The organism is Stenotrophomonas sp. SKA14, from assembly GCF_000158575.1.
GTDB lineage: Bacteria > Pseudomonadota > Gammaproteobacteria > Xanthomonadales > Xanthomonadaceae > Stenotrophomonas > Stenotrophomonas forensis.
Window position 1 is genome coordinate 4,874,719 of record NZ_DS999412.1, and the last position, 14,428, is coordinate 4,889,146.

General features: G+C 67.9%; 14 protein-coding genes. 4 read left to right on the plus strand and 10 right to left on the minus strand.

Annotated features, from left to right (window positions below; all coding sequences use genetic code 11):
- Together SSKA14_RS22310 and SSKA14_RS22315 are read left to right on the plus strand one after the other, a co-directional pair.
- Complete coding sequence (locus tag SSKA14_RS22310) at positions 1 to 588, plus strand: TetR family transcriptional regulator (protein ID WP_008265681.1); 588 nt, start codon at positions 1 to 3, stop codon at positions 586 to 588.
- A 355-nt stretch (positions 589 to 943) separates the two neighbouring features.
- Positions 944 to 1,558: a hypothetical protein gene (locus tag SSKA14_RS22315; protein WP_004153965.1), complete on the plus strand. Its 615-nt coding sequence runs from the start codon at positions 944 to 946 to the stop codon at positions 1,556 to 1,558.
- Between the two features lie 39 nt (positions 1,559 to 1,597).
- Here SSKA14_RS22315 and SSKA14_RS22320 read toward each other — a convergent pair whose 3' ends face one another.
- The 8 genes from SSKA14_RS22320 to SSKA14_RS22355 form a co-directional block, all read right to left on the minus strand.
- Positions 1,598 to 1,942 carry a hypothetical protein gene (locus SSKA14_RS22320; RefSeq protein WP_008265503.1) on the minus strand — a complete coding sequence of 115 codons (345 nt, stop codon included), beginning with the start codon at positions 1,940 to 1,942 and terminating at the stop codon, positions 1,598 to 1,600.
- 18 nt (positions 1,943 to 1,960) lie between these two features.
- A complete protein-coding gene (locus SSKA14_RS22325) occupies positions 1,961 to 2,731 on the minus strand; it encodes a LytTR family DNA-binding domain-containing protein (protein WP_008265994.1) in 771 nt (256 codons plus the stop codon).
- The gene (locus tag SSKA14_RS22330) at positions 2,721 to 3,980 is read right to left on the minus strand and encodes a histidine kinase (protein ID WP_008264839.1); all 1,260 of its coding nucleotides are present in this window, start codon (positions 3,978 to 3,980) and stop codon (positions 2,721 to 2,723) included. Before SSKA14_RS22330 ends, SSKA14_RS22325 begins: the two co-directional genes overlap by 11 nt.
- Positions 3,981 to 4,179: 199 nt before the next feature.
- Entirely contained in the window at positions 4,180 to 5,829 is a 1,650-nt protein-coding gene (locus tag SSKA14_RS22335) for a M28 family metallopeptidase (protein ID WP_008266534.1), read from the minus strand.
- Between the two features lie 109 nt (positions 5,830 to 5,938).
- The gene (locus SSKA14_RS22340) at positions 5,939 to 7,225 is read right to left on the minus strand and encodes a sigma-70 family RNA polymerase sigma factor (RefSeq protein WP_008266795.1); all 1,287 of its coding nucleotides are present in this window, start codon (positions 7,223 to 7,225) and stop codon (positions 5,939 to 5,941) included.
- Positions 7,226 to 7,274: 49 nt separating this feature from the next.
- The gene (locus tag SSKA14_RS22345) at positions 7,275 to 7,685 is read right to left on the minus strand and encodes a VOC family protein (RefSeq protein ID WP_008268070.1); all 411 of its coding nucleotides are present in this window, start codon (positions 7,683 to 7,685) and stop codon (positions 7,275 to 7,277) included.
- A 36-nt stretch (positions 7,686 to 7,721) separates the two neighbouring features.
- Positions 7,722 to 8,144, minus strand: a complete 423-nt coding sequence (locus SSKA14_RS22350; RefSeq protein ID WP_008266068.1) for a VOC family protein — start codon at positions 8,142 to 8,144, stop codon at positions 7,722 to 7,724.
- A gap of 62 nt (positions 8,145 to 8,206) precedes the next feature.
- Positions 8,207 to 8,620, minus strand: coding sequence for a YciI family protein (locus SSKA14_RS22355; protein ID WP_008268195.1), 414 nt, complete (start codon positions 8,618 to 8,620; stop codon positions 8,207 to 8,209).
- Between the two features lie 726 nt (positions 8,621 to 9,346).
- Between SSKA14_RS22355 and SSKA14_RS22360 the strand changes: the two genes are divergently transcribed.
- Positions 9,347 to 9,754: a YciI family protein gene (locus SSKA14_RS22360; protein ID WP_004153945.1), complete on the plus strand. Its 408-nt coding sequence runs from the start codon at positions 9,347 to 9,349 to the stop codon at positions 9,752 to 9,754.
- Here SSKA14_RS22360 and SSKA14_RS22365 read toward each other — a convergent pair.
- A complete protein-coding gene (locus tag SSKA14_RS22365; protein ID WP_040009043.1) occupies positions 9,732 to 11,813 on the minus strand; it encodes a gluconolaconase in 2,082 nt (693 codons plus the stop codon). The genes SSKA14_RS22360 and SSKA14_RS22365 overlap by 23 nt on opposite strands.
- Before the next feature lie 165 nt (positions 11,814 to 11,978).
- On the opposite strand from SSKA14_RS22365, the gene SSKA14_RS22370 reads away from it, so the two are divergent.
- A complete protein-coding gene (locus SSKA14_RS22370; RefSeq protein ID WP_040009046.1) occupies positions 11,979 to 13,499 on the plus strand; it encodes a tetratricopeptide repeat protein in 1,521 nt (506 codons plus the stop codon).
- Between the two features lie 7 nt (positions 13,500 to 13,506).
- Here SSKA14_RS22370 and SSKA14_RS22375 read toward each other — a convergent pair whose 3' ends face one another.
- Entirely contained in the window at positions 13,507 to 14,283 is a 777-nt protein-coding gene (locus tag SSKA14_RS22375) for a lytic transglycosylase domain-containing protein (protein WP_040009049.1), read from the minus strand.
- Between the last annotated feature and the right edge of the window lie 145 nt (positions 14,284 to 14,428).

The window sequence follows — 14,428 nt, forward strand, 5'->3', positions numbered from 1 at the left end:
ATGGTCCGCCGCACCCGCGCCGAGATGGAAGAAACCCGCGCCAGCCTGCTGGCCACCGCCCGCCGTGTGTTCAGCGAGCACGGCTATGCCGCCACCTCGATGGATGACCTGACCGCGCAGGCCGGGCTCACCCGTGGTGCGCTGTACCACCACTTCGGCGACAAGAAAGGCCTGCTGGCGGCGGTGGTCGGCCAGCTCGATGCCGAGACCGACCTGCGCCTGCAGGCGATCAGCGACAGTGCCGACGACGCCTGGGATGGCTTCGTGCAGCGCTGTCGCGCCTACCTGCAGATGGCGCTGGAACCAGAGATCCAGCGCATCGTGCTGCGCGATGCGCGCGCGGTGCTGGGGGGCGCCTCGCCGGAATCGCAGCGGCACTGCGTGCAGTCGATGCAGCGCCTGATCGAACGGTTGATCGCACAGGGCGTGGTGACGCCGGTGGATGGGCAGGCGCTGGCGTCGCTGATCTACGGCAGCCTGGCCGAGGCGGCGTTCTGGATTGCCGAAGGCGAGGATGGCGATGCGCGACTTGCGCAGGCGACGGCCGCGCTGGAGTTGCTGTTGCGTGGGTTGAGGTCGGCCGGATAACGCCTCTCCTCGCAGGGCGTGGATCTACGGTGCATACCCGCGCTGTTGGCAGCGCGCGCGGGTCGGCATCCGCCCGCCGGGTTGCGCGGTCGGGCCCGATTCCGGGCGATCACCGCGCCGATGGCCGGTCTGCGTGCTCAGCCGCGGTTTCATGTGCGGCCGCAGCACGTTTCACCCTGCGACATCCTGTCGCAGGCTGTGACTGCGATGCTGCGATGCAGCAACATTCACCCATTCAGACAAAACCCTTACCGCGCTTGGCATTTCGCCCATTGCACGGCTCGCTGGAAGTGCTAGAACTGAACCCGCCACACCGTCCAATGCTGATCGACGCACGTTCCACAAGGAGCCAGCCATGATTGCTTTGTTCAAGGGTTTGGGACTACTGCTTCGCGACAACGAGCTCTACAGCAGCCCGTTCGAAAAACAGGTTGCGCACTGGCGCAGCCTCAGCGAGCAGCAGATCCGCGATGAAGTGGCTGTGCTGGCCCAGGCCAAGTGCCAGTGGCTGATCGCCTCGATCGTCGGCTGGCAGGCGGCCTCGCTGCTGATCCTCGGCCTGATCACCAACTACCTGTGGCGCGACGATTACCACATCACCTTCACCCGCGTGGTCGTGGTGTTCGGCTCGTGGATCTCGATCCTGTTCGTGATCTGGTTCATGGCCAACATGTTCGACCGCACGGCCGGCTTCGAGCGCTGGATGAAGGCCTTCAACAGCCGCGCCCGCATCAGTTCCAAGGCCGACAGCGTCGAGCATGTGGCCGAGGCGCTGGACCTGGCCGAACACTATCCGGAAGTGCTGGACTACAAGCAGGCAGTCACCGCCAGGCGCGAGCTGCGCCATGAGGACATCCGCATCATGACCGAGATCGGGCGCATGAAGCAGCACTCCGAACTGGTCGGACGCCTCAACCATGTCGGCGAGAACGAGCACCACCACGACCTGACGCTGCAGCCAGCCTACTGACCCTTCGGGAAAGCGGGGGGACCCACAATGCCACCGTGATCACTCACGGTGGCATTGTTCTATCGGGTCCTGGCTGACGCACTGGCGGAAGCCCTTGGGCAGGTCGCGCATCGCTTCGGTCCTGCCCACCGCCACCGCGAACCGGCGCAGCGGCGGCTTGGCGCAGGCCGCATCGGTGCTGCAGGCCGGGTCCAGCACCACATAGTGGCACTGGCCGCTGCGGCTGGCGATGCACTGGAACCGCGCTTGACCCTCGACCACGGTACCCTTGCTGTACAGCGTATCCACGCCGTTGGCCTGGGTACGGGTGATCGAGGTGGTGCTGGATTTCTCGCAGCCGCCCAGTGACAGCGCAGCGACGCAGGCAAGCAGGAACAGGCGCATGGTGCCTCCAGGGTGTGGTTACATGCCGCGGAACAGGCTCATGAACGGTTGGCTGACCACCAGGGTTTCCGCACGCTGGCGCAAGCGCAGCACGCCGCGCCCGGTATCGTCGCGGCTCACCGCTGCCACCGCTTTCATGTTGACGATGGTGGAGCGGTGGATCTGGCGGAAATGCTGTGGATCGAGCACTTCCAGCAACTCGCGCAACGGCGTGCGCAGCAGGCTTTCGCCGGCGGCGGTGACCACGGTGGTGTACTTGTTGTCGGCGCGGAAGTAGGCCACGTCCTCGAGCATGATCAGCTGCGTCTCGCGGCCGTTGCTGGCGGTGATCCAGGCCAGTGGCGGACGCTCCGCGCCTGCCTGCGATGGGCCCAATCGCTGCAGCAGGCGCTCCAGCACGGCATCGTCCTGTCGCGTCGATGGCAGCCGCGAAAGGATGCGCTCGCGGGTCGCCAGCAGCCGCTCGTCGCTGACCGGCTTCAGCAGGTAATCCATCGCGCCCTGCTCGAAGGCGTCGATGGCGTACTGGTCGTAGGCGGTCACGAACACCACCTGGGTACGCGGGCTGAGTTCGGACAACGCACGCGCCACTTCGATGCCACTGATACCGGGCATGCGGATGTCGAGGAAGGCGATGTCCGGCTGCTTCTCGGCCAGCTGCTCCAGTGCCGTGGCGCCGTCTTCGCACTCGGCCACCAGCTTCAGCTCCGGCCACAGGCGGCCCAGCTGCTCCACCAGGGATTGCCGCAGCAGTTCCTCGTCTTCGGCGATCAGTGCTTCAAGCGGCATGGCTGCGCTCCTTGCCCGACTGCGGCAGGGTCATGGTCGCGGCGACGCCGCTGGGGAAATTGGCGACGATCGCCACGCCGGCCTGCTCACCGCAGGTCAGGCGCAGGCGCTCGCGCAGGTTCTTCAGGCCGATGCCGGTGCCGCTGGTGCCCTGGCCGAAGCCAAGGCCGTCGTCGGCCACGGTCACGGTGACATGGTCGTCGAAGCCGCGCGCCAGGATCCAGATCGTGCCACCGCCGGGCTTCGGTTCCAGCCCGTGCTTGATGGCGTTCTCCACCAGCGTCTGCAGCGCCATCGCCGGCAGGTGCACGCCGTGCAGTTCATTGGGCACCTGCACTTCCACCGACAAGCGTGCCCCCATGCGGATGCGCAGGATTTCCAGATAGGCGCGGGTGCGTTCCAGCTCCACGCCCAGGGTGGATACCGATTCGTCCACCTGCGGCAGCGAACTGCGCAGGTACTGGATCAGGTGGCCGAGCATCTGTTCGGCACGCGCCGGGTCGGTGCGGGTCAGCACCTGGGCATTGGCCAGCGAGTTGTAGAGGAAATGCGGTTCGACCTGTGCGTGCAGCAGGTTCAAGCGCGCCACCGACAGTTCCTTCTCGACCTGGGTCTGCTCGGCGGCGGCCTGCTCGTCGCGGCGCTGGTCGGCAACCCGCCGGCTGATCGCGCGGGTGACCGCTTCGGCATTCTCGTAGTTGCTGCCCTCATCCAGTGCCAGCAGGTCGGCCCACCAACCGGCATCGGGCTCGAACAGCAGGGTGACGGTGCTGGTGCCCTGCCCCGGGGTGACCGTGGCCAGCACGCTGTTGCGCTTGATCGCCAGCCGCGCCGGCAGGTTCCAGCGCGACGGCTGACGGCCGTTCCACAGATCGACGCGGCGCACATAGGCGCGCACCTGCAGGCTGCCTGCCGAACTTTCCACCTCTTCCACCCGCGGCAGTTCGCCAACAGCCGCCTCGACCACCGCGAACGCATGGCCGGCATCCATCGGCAGTTCGATCTGCCGGCGCTGGCGTCCCGACAGGGTGGCGCCATCGAGGCGACCGGCCACCAGCCAGACCCGCCGCACATGGGTCACCGCACTGCCCAGCGCGGAGATCATCAGGAACATCACCAGCAACCCGAATACCCAGCCGGGGCCGTCGTTCATGCCGCTGAAAATGCCGCTCCAGACCATGCCGGCCACGAACAGTGCCGCGGCCCAGGCGAGCAGGTGACGAAGGATGAGGGAGAGGCTGGCGAACACGGCGGCGCCTTGGAGGAAGGGGGTGAGCCGAGCATAGGGCGGCCCGCCGGGCAAACAAGCGGGCTGCGACGAAGGGCCTGAAAGCGGGGATGGAAGCCGTTACGGAAACGCCGGGGACGGCCCGGCGCTACCGGGGACGGCAATGCCGGCCAGCGGCCGGCACGACCCGGGAGGCGCCGGGCGAACCCGGCGCCCTCCCTTACTTGCGCTGGTCGGCGCTGGCGTCACGCACGGCGCGGAACGACTCGTCCTTGCTCCAGTTCGGCCAGCTGCGCGAGTTGGCCAGCTGGTCGCCCAGTGTGTACAGCACTTCCAGGTCGCGGGCGGCGCCGGCAAACACCCAGTCCGGCTGCCATTCGTCGCCCTGCTGGTGGTAGCGCTTGGCGGTGTAGTCTTCCGAGGCCTTCTTGCCTGCGGCCACGCCGCCGTCCACCCAGTCCTGGCCGGCCGACCACGACAGTGCCGGCACGCCGCGCTTGGCGAACGGGAAGTGATCGGAACGGAAGAACAGGCCTGCTTCCGGCTTCGGGTCCGGGGTGTAGCGGATGTCCCAGCCCTTGGCCACATCCTTCAGCTGGTCCAGCAGCTCGAAGCGCGCCGCACCGTAGATGCCGAAATCACGCGACGGGCCGAACGGCGCCATGCCGTCCATGTTGATCACCGCCACGGTCTTTTCCAGCGGGTACAGCGGATGGGTGGCGTAGTACTCCGAGCCCAGCAGGCCCTTCTCCTCGGCGGTGACCGCCAGGAACAGCACCGAACGCTGCGGGCGCTTGGCCTTGGCGAAGCCGCGCGCCAGCTCGATCAGCGAGGCGGTACCACTGGCATTGTCCAGGGCACCGTTGAAGATGCGGTCGCCGCGTGCGTCCGGCTCGCCCACGCCGATGTGGTCCCAGTGCGCGCTGTAGATGATCGTCTCGTCCGGATGGCGGCTGCCTTCCAGGCGCGCGGCCACGTTGTGCGAGGTGATCACTTCGGTCTTCACCGCATACTTCGCATCCAGGCTGGCGCCGGTCAGCGGCACCGGGGTGAAGTCGCGCTGCTGTGCCTTTTTCTTCAGTGCGTCGAAGTCCTGCCCGGCCGAACGGAACAGTTCCACGGCCAGGTCGCGCTGGATCCAGCCTTCCAGCAGCGGATGGCTCTCGGCCGGGTTGTCACGCACCACGTCGAACATGGTGTTGGTGTTGGAGCCGGCCACGGTGGCCCAGCCGTACGAGGCCGGCGCGGTCTCGTGCACGATCAGCACGCCCAGCGCGCCCTGGCGGGCACCTTCCTCGTACTTGTAGGTCCAACGGCCATAGTAGGTCATGCCCTTGCCGTCGAAATCACCCTGCCCGGTCTCGAAGTCCGGGTCGTTGATCAGCACGACGGCGATCTTGCCCTTCAGGTCGACGCCCTTGAAGTCGTCCCAGTTGCGTTCCGGGGCCTTCACGCCATAGCCAAGGAACACCAGTGGCGCCTTGCTGATATCAACGTTGCTGGCGCCATTCATGGCCGCACGCACGGCGATCTGCTTGCCCTGTTCCAGCGGCAGGGTCTTGCCGCCCTGGTGCAGGGCCAGCTGCGGTGCGCCGACGATGTCGCCCTTGCGCAGCGGCACGGCCTGGGTCCACAGGCGCTTGCCGTCCTTGAGGTCGCCGCCGGGCTGCAGGCCGGCATCGGCGAACTGCTTGCTGAGGTAGGCGATGGTCTTCTCTTCGCCGGCGGTGGCCGGCGAGCGCCCTTCGTAGGCGTCGGAGGCCAGTTCCTTGACGTCGGCGGAGATCCGCGCGCCGTCGAATTTCGGGGTGGCCGCCATCAGTGCGCTCGACACCGACAGGGCCAGCACGCCCAGTACCACTCGTTTCATTGCTCTCTCCAGCAGGGAAATCCTTCTGGAGTGTAATGGGATTCGGCAGCGCTGCGCCCCGCCTTTGGTAGGTGTCGACCTTGGTCGACACTCCACGCCATGCGTGGGGTCAGATCCCGTTCCCGTCGGAAGAGAGCGCTGACCCCGATCGCTGGGCGCGCAACAGCAGCAGCGCGCGCTCGCGGGCGTTGCCGGTCAGCGCGGCGGCGGCGGCGAAGGCCGCGCGCGCGTCATCGGCCCGGCCCAGCTGCTGCAGCAGGTCGCCACGCACCACCTGCAAGGGCGCATAGCCCTGCAACCGCGCATCGGCCAGCAAAGGTTGCAGCAGCGCCCAGGCCGCAAACGCGCCGTCGCTGCGCGACACCGCCACCACCCGGTTGAGGGCCACGACCGGCGACGGCATGACCTGCAGCAACTGTGCATACAGTGCGGCGATGCGCGTCCAGTCGGTATCTTCAGCGCGGCGTGCGGCGGCATGACAGGCCGCGATGCGCGCCTGCAGCACGTACGGGTCCTGGCCGCCATTGGCCGCCAGTGCGCGTGCCAGTGCCTGCTGGCCGCGCTCGATCTGCAGCCAGTCCCAGCGTGCGCGGTTCTGCTGGTCCAGCAGCACGGGCCTACCCTGCGCATCGGTCCGCGCGGCCGCGCGCGAGGCCTGCAGTTCCATCAACGCCAGCAGGCCCAGCACCGGTGGCACCGGCAACCGGTGCGCCAGGATGCGCGCCAGCCGCAGCGCTTCCTCGCACAGTGCCGGTCGCATCCAGTCATCGCCGGCGCTGGCCGCATAGCCTTCGTTGAACACCAGATAGATCGCCTCCAGCACCGAGGCCAGCCGCTCGGGCATCGCCTCCGCGCGCGGCACTTCATAGGGCACCTGCTTCTGCGCCAGGGTGCGCTTGGCGCGCACGATGCGCTGGGCGATGGTCGGTTCCGGCTGCAGGAAGCCACGGGCGATCTCGGTGGTGGTCAGGCCGCCGAGCAGGCGCAGGGTCAGCGCCACCCGCGCATCGGCGGGCAGCACCGGATGGCAGGCCACGAACATCAGCCGCAGCAGATCGTCACCCAGGTCATCTTCCAGCGCCTGGCTGTCATCCGGTGCCGGAAGCGCCGCCGGATGCAGTTCCTCGCCCCACTGCGCATGCTGCTGCGCCACCCGCTGGTGCTGGCGCAGCACATCGATGGCACGGTTGCGCGCACTGGTCATCAGCCAGGCTCCGGGGTTGTCCGGGATGCCCTGCTCCGGCCAACGCTCCAGCGCGGCCAGCCAGGTGTCCTGGGCCAGCTCCTCGGCGCGACCCACATCGCCCCCGAGCAACCGCGCCAGGCGCGCGATCAATACCGGCGACTCCATCCGCCAGAGGGTTTCAAAGCGCTGCGTCAGTGCGGAATCGGGCATGCGTCGATCACAGCACGCACGCCCGGCGCGCACAAGCGCGGCGCGATGCTCAGCCCGGCTCGCCGTCCATGTGCGCGATTTCCCAGAGATGGCCATCCAGGTCCTGGAAGCCGCGCTGGTACATGAAACCGTAGTCGCGCGCCGGCTGCGGTTCGCTGGCGCCGGCCGCGAGTGCCTTGTCCACCATCGCGTCCACCGCCTTGCGGCTGTCGGCCGACAGGCAGGTGATCACCTCGGTGTGACTGTGCGCATCGGCAATCGCCTTGTTGGTGAACTGCTTGAAGAACGTCTGGGTCAGCAGCATCACGTAGATGCTCTCGCTGATCACCATGCAGGCCGCATCGTCATTGGTGAAGGTCGGGTTGAAGCTGTAGCCCAACGCGGCGAAGAAGGCCTTGGACGCGTTCAGATCCTGCACGGGCAGGTTGACGAAGATCATCTGCGGTTGCGGTGCACTCATCGGTGAAGCTCCTTGTGGATGGAAGAAAGGCCGGGATCAGGGCTGCTTCATGCAGTTGACCATCCACGGCTTGCCGTAGCGGTCGATCAACATGCCCCAGCGATGCGCCCAGAACGTTTCGGCAATCGGCATCTGCACCTGGCCACCTTCGGCCAGAGCCGCGAACACGCGCTCGGCCTCTTCGATGCTGTCGACGTCGACATTGATGGTGGTCGAGCCGCCCTCGCCACCGCCCGGGCCGTCGGCCGCCATCACGATCGCGTTGCCGATCTCCAGCTGGCTGTGCGCGACGTGGTCCAGGGTTTCCGGCGGCATCTCGTTGCAACCCGGCGAGCCATCGGACGGCGGCATGTCGCGGTACTTCATTTCAGAGGTAACCTGGCCACCGAGTGCCTTGGCATAGAACGCCATCGCATCGTGGGCCTGGCCGCTGAAGCCGAGGAAGGGAATCAGTCTCATGGCATTGCTCCGTTGATTGATACAGGGTGTTGCCAGGCCGCGCCCGGCGTGGATGAGTCGGGTCAGCCTTGCAGCTGTGCACGCAGACGCTGTTCCTGCTGCTGTAAGTCGGGGGTGAAGGCTTCGCCGAAGTCTTCGGCGGAGATCAGGGGGCGCAGTTCCAGCGTGCCGCCGCTACCGAACGGCGCACGGCTGGCCCACTCGACGGCTTCGTCCAGCGAGCGCACGTCCCACAGCCAGAACCCGGCGATCTGTTCGCTGGCGGGACCGAATGGACCGGCCTCGACCGTGGGCGCCGCGCCACCGAAGTGAATGCGGCGGCCGCGCTGGGTGGCATGCAGGCCTTCACCAGCCAGCATGATGCCGGCGGCCACGAGCTGTTCGTTGAAGGCGCCCATTTCGGACAGTTGCTGTTCGCTGGGCATGCGGCCGGCTTCGGAGTCGGCGTTGGCCTTCACGATCACCATCACTTTCATTGCGGTCTCCCGTGGGGACGCGTGGTGCGTGCCCTTCACTGGGTACAACGAACCAGTGCGCCGGGAATCGACACGTTTCTGGAAATTTTTTTTTCCGCGTGGAAAGCGCGCCTTCGGCGGGCGTCGGCGAACGGCGGAGCCCCTCCGTGGTGGGGTTGGGTTGGTCGCTGAAAGCTCCGGTTCATGGGTTTGGCCGGGTGGGTAGGCGGGTCGGGGGACGCCGTGAACCCTTCCATGGGGGCTTGGCCGCGCCATCCATGGCGCGGACACCCCCGCCCCGCCTACCCACCCGGCCACGGACAGTTTCCTGCCTCCGGTACCCACCACGGGAAGATCAAGAGAAAAGGCAAAAGCAAAAGCAACAGCAACGGCGGTTGGCTGGCGGCCTCGGCGTTGCGAGCGAAGCGACCCGCTTTTGCTCTTGTTGTTGATTTCCCGTGGTGGTTCGGCGACCGGAATCTGTCAGGGGTCGGGCGGGTGGGGTTGGCGGGGTATCCGCGCCATGGATGGCGCGGCTAAGCCCCCAGGGACGGGTTCACGGCGTCCCCGCCAATCCCACCCGCCCGACCCACCCTCTGAAACCCTGCTTTCAGCGACCCACCCACCCCACCACGGAGGGGCTCCGCCGTTCGCCGATCCCCGCCGAAGGCGCGCCTCCCGCGCTGCAACATCCCCACGCGCAATCCTGCGCCATCATGGGCACCCCGCCCGCGCCAGGACCGTGCCATGCAGCAGTACCTGCTTCTGATCTACATCGAGCCTGCCTTGCTGCAGGCGCTGCCCACCGAAGAATTCAATGCGCTGATGCGCGACTGCCTCGCCCACGCCGACAAGCTGCAGGCCGAAGGCACTCTGCTGGCCGCGCAGAAGCTGCAGCCGGTCGATACCGCGCAGACCCTGCGCGTGCGCGATGGACACAGCCGTGTGCTGGATGGCCCGTTTGCCGAAACCCGTGAACTGCTGGCCGGCTTCAACCTGATCGTGGCGCGCGACCGCGATGAAGCCATGCGCATCGCCCGTGATTTCCCGTGGGCACGCTTCGGCAGCATCGAGGTGCGGCCGCTGGAAGACATGGACGCAGAGCGCGAGCGCTGCGGCGCTCCGGCTGCCGCTATGGCAGCAGCCGTACCCTGATCTCGCGCGGGCCGATGCCTTCGTTGCCGCTGTAGTCGCGCACGCTGGCACGCACGATGTACTCGCCCGGCGGCAGCGCCGCCGGCTGCCAGCGGCCGGTTTCCATCAGGCCGTCACGCACGGTATTGGTGGCCAGGTAACGGAACCGGGTCACCGCGCTGCCATGCACGGTGATGCCACTGTCCGGTGCATAGGCCACGCGCACCGCTTCCTTCTGCGGCGGCATGCGGTTGAACACGATGTTCCAGCGCGGCTGCTCGTAACCCTGCAGCGGCTGTCCAGCGGCATCGAGGATCTGGTAGCCCACCTGGTACATGCCCAGGCGGCGGCGTGGCAGGTTGTTGTCGACCTGGTCCCAGGCCTCGACCACGATCTGCACGCCGCGGCCCTGGCGCGCCACCATCACTACGCCATCGCCGCCTGCGGCCATCGGCTGGTCGTTGTCATCCAGCAGCGCCACGTCGGTGATGCGCGGGGCGAAGTGGTCGGCGTAGTTGCGGAAGCCCAGCGCCACTGCATTGGTCTCGAAACCACCGTTACCCACTGCCAGGTGCACGTGCGCCTGGTTGTTGATGCTGCCCAGGCGATCACCCACGTGGATGCGCATGCCACGACGCACGCGCATCCGCTGCAGCGTGCCCTGCTCGTCGTACAGCGCCTGCCAGCGTGCGTCGAACGGCGCATCGCGCGGCGTGCGGCCGACCCGCATGTGGATGTACTTGAGGCGATCCACCGACAGGCCTTCGGCCTGCTCGCCCAGGCTCCAGGCGGCCATTGGGCTGCTGACCTTGCCCTCGGCGATCGCCAGCACGGTCTGCCCGACATCGCCGCGCACATCGAAACCGCCGTGCAGGTGGTGGCGGCTCTCGCCTTTGAAGTTGCCGCGCACCTCGCCCAGCGTGCCGACCACTTCGTGCCAACCGTCCTGCGGTGCCAGCGGCCAGCGCCCGCCGGTGTCCGGCAGCGCGGCATCGGCGGCGGGGCCGACCAGCGCCGGCGCCGGCAGGTCACCCACCGGCAAAGGGCGCAGCCGGTGCAGGCGGTAGCTGGCGGCGTCGGCCACCAGCACGCTGCCATCGGCATCCATCGCCAGTCCGCTGGGGCGGGCCAGGCGCGGCAGGCGGCCGTTGCCCACCAGCGCGATCTGATGGCCCTGCGGTGTCACCTGCACGATCCGGCCATCCATATCCCCCACGTACAGCACGCCGTCGTGGGTGGTGGCCAACGACAGCGGGCCGTTGATCACGCCCCCGGCAGCCACCACCGTGCTGACCGTGCCATCGGGGCCGACACGGCGCACCGCATTGTTGAACAGGTCGGCCACCAGCAGCGCGCCCTGTGCGTCGAAGGCCAGTGCCACCGGCGTATCGAAGCGCGCTGCATCGCCTGCGCCATCGGCCAAGCCCGGGCGCTCACCGCCGGCCAGCGTACGCACGCTGCCATCGGTGCCGATCACCCGGATGCGATCGTTGAACGTATCGGCCACGTAGACCTGGCCCTGCGCATCCACCGCGATACCCATCGGTGCATCGAAGCGCGCCTGCGCGACCGGTCCATCGCCATGGCCCTGCACGCCCCCGGCCAGCGTGGTCACCTGGCCGTCAATGCCGATGCGGCGGATCGCATGGTTGCCGGTGTCGGCCACATACAGGTTGCCCTGCGCATCGGCGGCAATGCCGGAAGGGGTATTGAAGCTGGCCTGCAATGCCGGGCCATCGATGAGCCCTTCGCCCTGCCCGGCCACGGTTTCGACACGGCCGTCGGGCAGGCGGCGGCGGATGCGGTTGTTGTCGCCGGCATCGGTGAAGTACACGCTGCCATCGGCACCGCGCAGCAACGCATAGGGATCGGCAAAACGTGCCTGTGCGGAGGCACCGTCACGATCACCCGGATGGCCATCGCCGGCCAACGGCTCGATCTGTGCGGTCCAGGCCAACGGCGTGGGTACTGGGCCCGCCGGTTCAGCCAGCGTGTGCAACGGCGTCTCCCACCAGGTTGCAGCCAATGCCACTGCGGTTGCCACTGCCACGCCTGCTGCCATCCATTGCCACCGTGCCATCGCGCTGCGCTGCCTGCCTGTTGCCTGAAGAGGCACCGACAATAGACGCTGCGCAGGCGATCCGCCACGGCCAGTCGTACCGGCGGGCGCCAGAGTTCCATGCGTCGCGCTTGTTCTCGCTGGCGGCAACGGTTTCAATGTTGTCCCCACGGATGGAGATCCTCCATGCCCCGCACCCTCCCTCTCGCCGCCGTGCTGCTGGCCGCTCTGGCGGGCACGCCCGCTTCGGCCTCGATCACCGTTGCACCACAGAAGCCGTCGGTCACCAGCGATGCCGTGCATGTGGCCTACGCCAAGCGTTGGGATGACGCGATCCAGCAATCGCGCAGTGGCAACACACTGGGTGCGCTGATCACGATGGAACAGCTGATGGAGGATCCGCTGCTGGATGACTTCGACGCAGAGCATCGTGGCCGCGCCGCACAGGTGGCCGGCTGGACCGCGATGGTGCAGAAGAAGCCGGTCCAGGCCCGCCGCTACCTGCAGCGCGCCGTGGACGCCTTGCCGGAGGACGCGCAGATCCTGCTGACCCTGGTCTCGCTCGAACTGTCCGAGAGCCAGCCCGCACCGGCCACGAGATACCTGGTGCGGGCGCTGAAGGCGGCCGACGCGCCGCTGCCGCTGCAGGGCGACACGGTCAGGTTCCTGCAATACCGCCTGCGTGACCAGCCACGACAGCGCATGGAACTGCTGCAGGCACTGTTCGACAACGGCTGGAAGAACAGCGGCCTGGAGCCGACCGGCATGTGGCTGGCACTGGCCACGTTGCAGGCCGAGAATGGCCGTAGCGATGACGTCCCGGCCACCTTGGCCCGTATCAAGGGCCCCGCCGAGATCATCCGGCTGCGCAGCGACAAGCGCTTCGACCGCTTTGTCGATCGCAGTGACCCGCGCTTTGATCCGGTGCAGGCCGCGCAGAAGCATCTGGACGAACTGCGTGTGTCGGGCCTGCTCGATCGCGCACTGGACGCGCGCATGGCCGAATTCAGCAGCACGCTGCTGATGCTGGACCGCAACGAGGAAGTGCTGGCGCTGACCGACGGCATGGCCCGTGCGGCCGCCGCAGGTGAGTCGCCTTCGGCCACCGACGCCGAATGGGTGGGGTGGTTGCTCAACAGTCGGCTCACGGCGCTGCGCCGGCTGGGCCGGCTCGACGATGCACTGGCGACCGCGCAGCAGGCCACGCGCATCGGTGCACTCGGTCCCAACAGCATCGAGCACCAGTTGAACATCGGCTTCCTGTTCATCTCGCTGGGTCGCCCGCAGGAAGCGGCGCAGGCGGTGCAGGACATCCAGGGCCTGGCCGGCTATGGCAAGGCCGCACAGGCGCTGGTGCAGTTCGCCGCTGCCCGCAGCCAGGGCGATGCCAGGGCAATGGAGGCTGCACGCGAGGTAATCCTCGCCCAGCGCAACGATGCCCCCCTGTTCCATCGCGAGATGCTGCTGGAGCAGGGTGACCTGGACGGCGCGGCTGCGGTGCTGATCGAACAGCTGCGCTCGCCGGTCGACCGCGGCGAGACCCTGGCCAGCCTGCAGGACATGCGCACCTATCCGTCGCTGCCGGGCGATGTACGCATCGATGCCGCGTGGCGTGCGCTCAAGCAGCGTGCCGACGTGCAGGCCGAGGTCGCACGCGTCGGCCGCATCGAGCGCTACGCGCTGGTCGGCAGCGGCACCTCGCGCTGAGCAGCGCCTAGCGCGCCGGTACCTCGGTACGGATGCCCATCGCCTCGCGGTAGCGCGCGTACAGCGCCATCACCTTGTCCACATAGGCCAGGGTTTCGGCATACGGCGGGACGCCCTTGTAGCGGGTGACCGCCCCGATGCCGGCGTTGTAGGCGGCCGCCGCCAGCGGCCGGTCGCCGTTGTAGCGGCGCAGCAGCGCGCGCATGTAGCGGGCGCCACCATCAATCGACTGCTGCGGCGAGAACGGATCGCTTACCCCGTATTCCAGCGCGGTATCCGGCATCAGCTGCATCACGCCCTGTGCACCCTTGGTCGACACCGCCAGCGCATCGAAGTTGCTTTCGGCATGGGCAATCGCACGCAGCCACGCATCGTCGACGCCGGTGGCCTTGGCGGCGGCCTTGAACTGCCTGGCGTGCTGCGCCAGCTGCGGCGTGCCGACCTTGCCCAGGCCCTCATGGGCCGGCTCGCCCGGCGGCGTGGCCACGGTGAATTTCAGGAACACCCGCGAGCCGGGCAGGTTGCGGGTCGAGTAGACCAGCGCACCGTCCTGCTCGCGCTCGTACAGCACACCGCTGAACACGCCCATGTTGCCCCACAGGTTCGGGGTCTGGATGGCGTTGTCGTCGATCTCCTTCGGCGTGCAGCGCGAGCCCGGTTCCGGTGCGGTGGCCAGGCTGACGGTGTTGCCCTGTACGCAGCGGTAGACCGTGCGCGCGCTGGCCGGCCCGGGCCACAGGCCGGGCAGCAGCAACAGCACTAGCAGGACGAGGCGACAGGACATGGCGGCCGGATGATCCGGCCGCGCCCGCTAATGTTGGGTGAATGGGGGTCGGCAGGGCTGCGCCCTGCACCCGCGGTAGTGCCGGCCGCTGGCCGGCAACCTCAACTGCAACCGCGGGCTTTCCGTGGAATGGCGGGGTGGGTCC

Bases quoted from the DNA above. Each gene is read 5' to 3' on its own strand.
- SSKA14_RS22315 (WP_004153965.1), top strand. From the start codon at position 944: ATGATTGCTTTGTTCAAGGGTTTGGGACTACTGCTTCGCGACAACGAG.
- SSKA14_RS22355 (WP_008268195.1), bottom strand. From the start codon at position 8,620: ATGAAAGTGATGGTGATCGTGAAGGCCAACGCCGACTCCGAAGCCGGC.
- SSKA14_RS22370 (WP_040009046.1), top strand. From the start codon at position 11,979: ATGCCCCGCACCCTCCCTCTCGCCGCCGTGCTGCTGGCCGCTCTGGCG.
- SSKA14_RS22340 (WP_008266795.1), bottom strand. From the start codon at position 7,225: ATGCCCGATTCCGCACTGACGCAGCGCTTTGAAACCCTCTGGCGGATG.
- SSKA14_RS22320 (WP_008265503.1), bottom strand. From the start codon at position 1,942: ATGCGCCTGTTCCTGCTTGCCTGCGTCGCTGCGCTGTCACTGGGCGGC.
- SSKA14_RS22310 (WP_008265681.1), top strand. From the start codon at position 1: ATGGTCCGCCGCACCCGCGCCGAGATGGAAGAAACCCGCGCCAGCCTG.
- SSKA14_RS22375 (WP_040009049.1), bottom strand. From the start codon at position 14,283: ATGTCCTGTCGCCTCGTCCTGCTAGTGCTGTTGCTGCTGCCCGGCCTG.
- SSKA14_RS22360 (WP_004153945.1), top strand. From the start codon at position 9,347: ATGCAGCAGTACCTGCTTCTGATCTACATCGAGCCTGCCTTGCTGCAG.
- SSKA14_RS22345 (WP_008268070.1), bottom strand. From the start codon at position 7,685: ATGAGTGCACCGCAACCGCAGATGATCTTCGTCAACCTGCCCGTGCAG.
- SSKA14_RS22350 (WP_008266068.1), bottom strand. From the start codon at position 8,144: ATGAGACTGATTCCCTTCCTCGGCTTCAGCGGCCAGGCCCACGATGCG.
- SSKA14_RS22365 (WP_040009043.1), bottom strand. From the start codon at position 11,813: ATGGCACGGTGGCAATGGATGGCAGCAGGCGTGGCAGTGGCAACCGCA.
- SSKA14_RS22325 (WP_008265994.1), bottom strand. From the start codon at position 2,731: ATGCCGCTTGAAGCACTGATCGCCGAAGACGAGGAACTGCTGCGGCAA.
- SSKA14_RS22335 (WP_008266534.1), bottom strand. From the start codon at position 5,829: ATGAAACGAGTGGTACTGGGCGTGCTGGCCCTGTCGGTGTCGAGCGCA.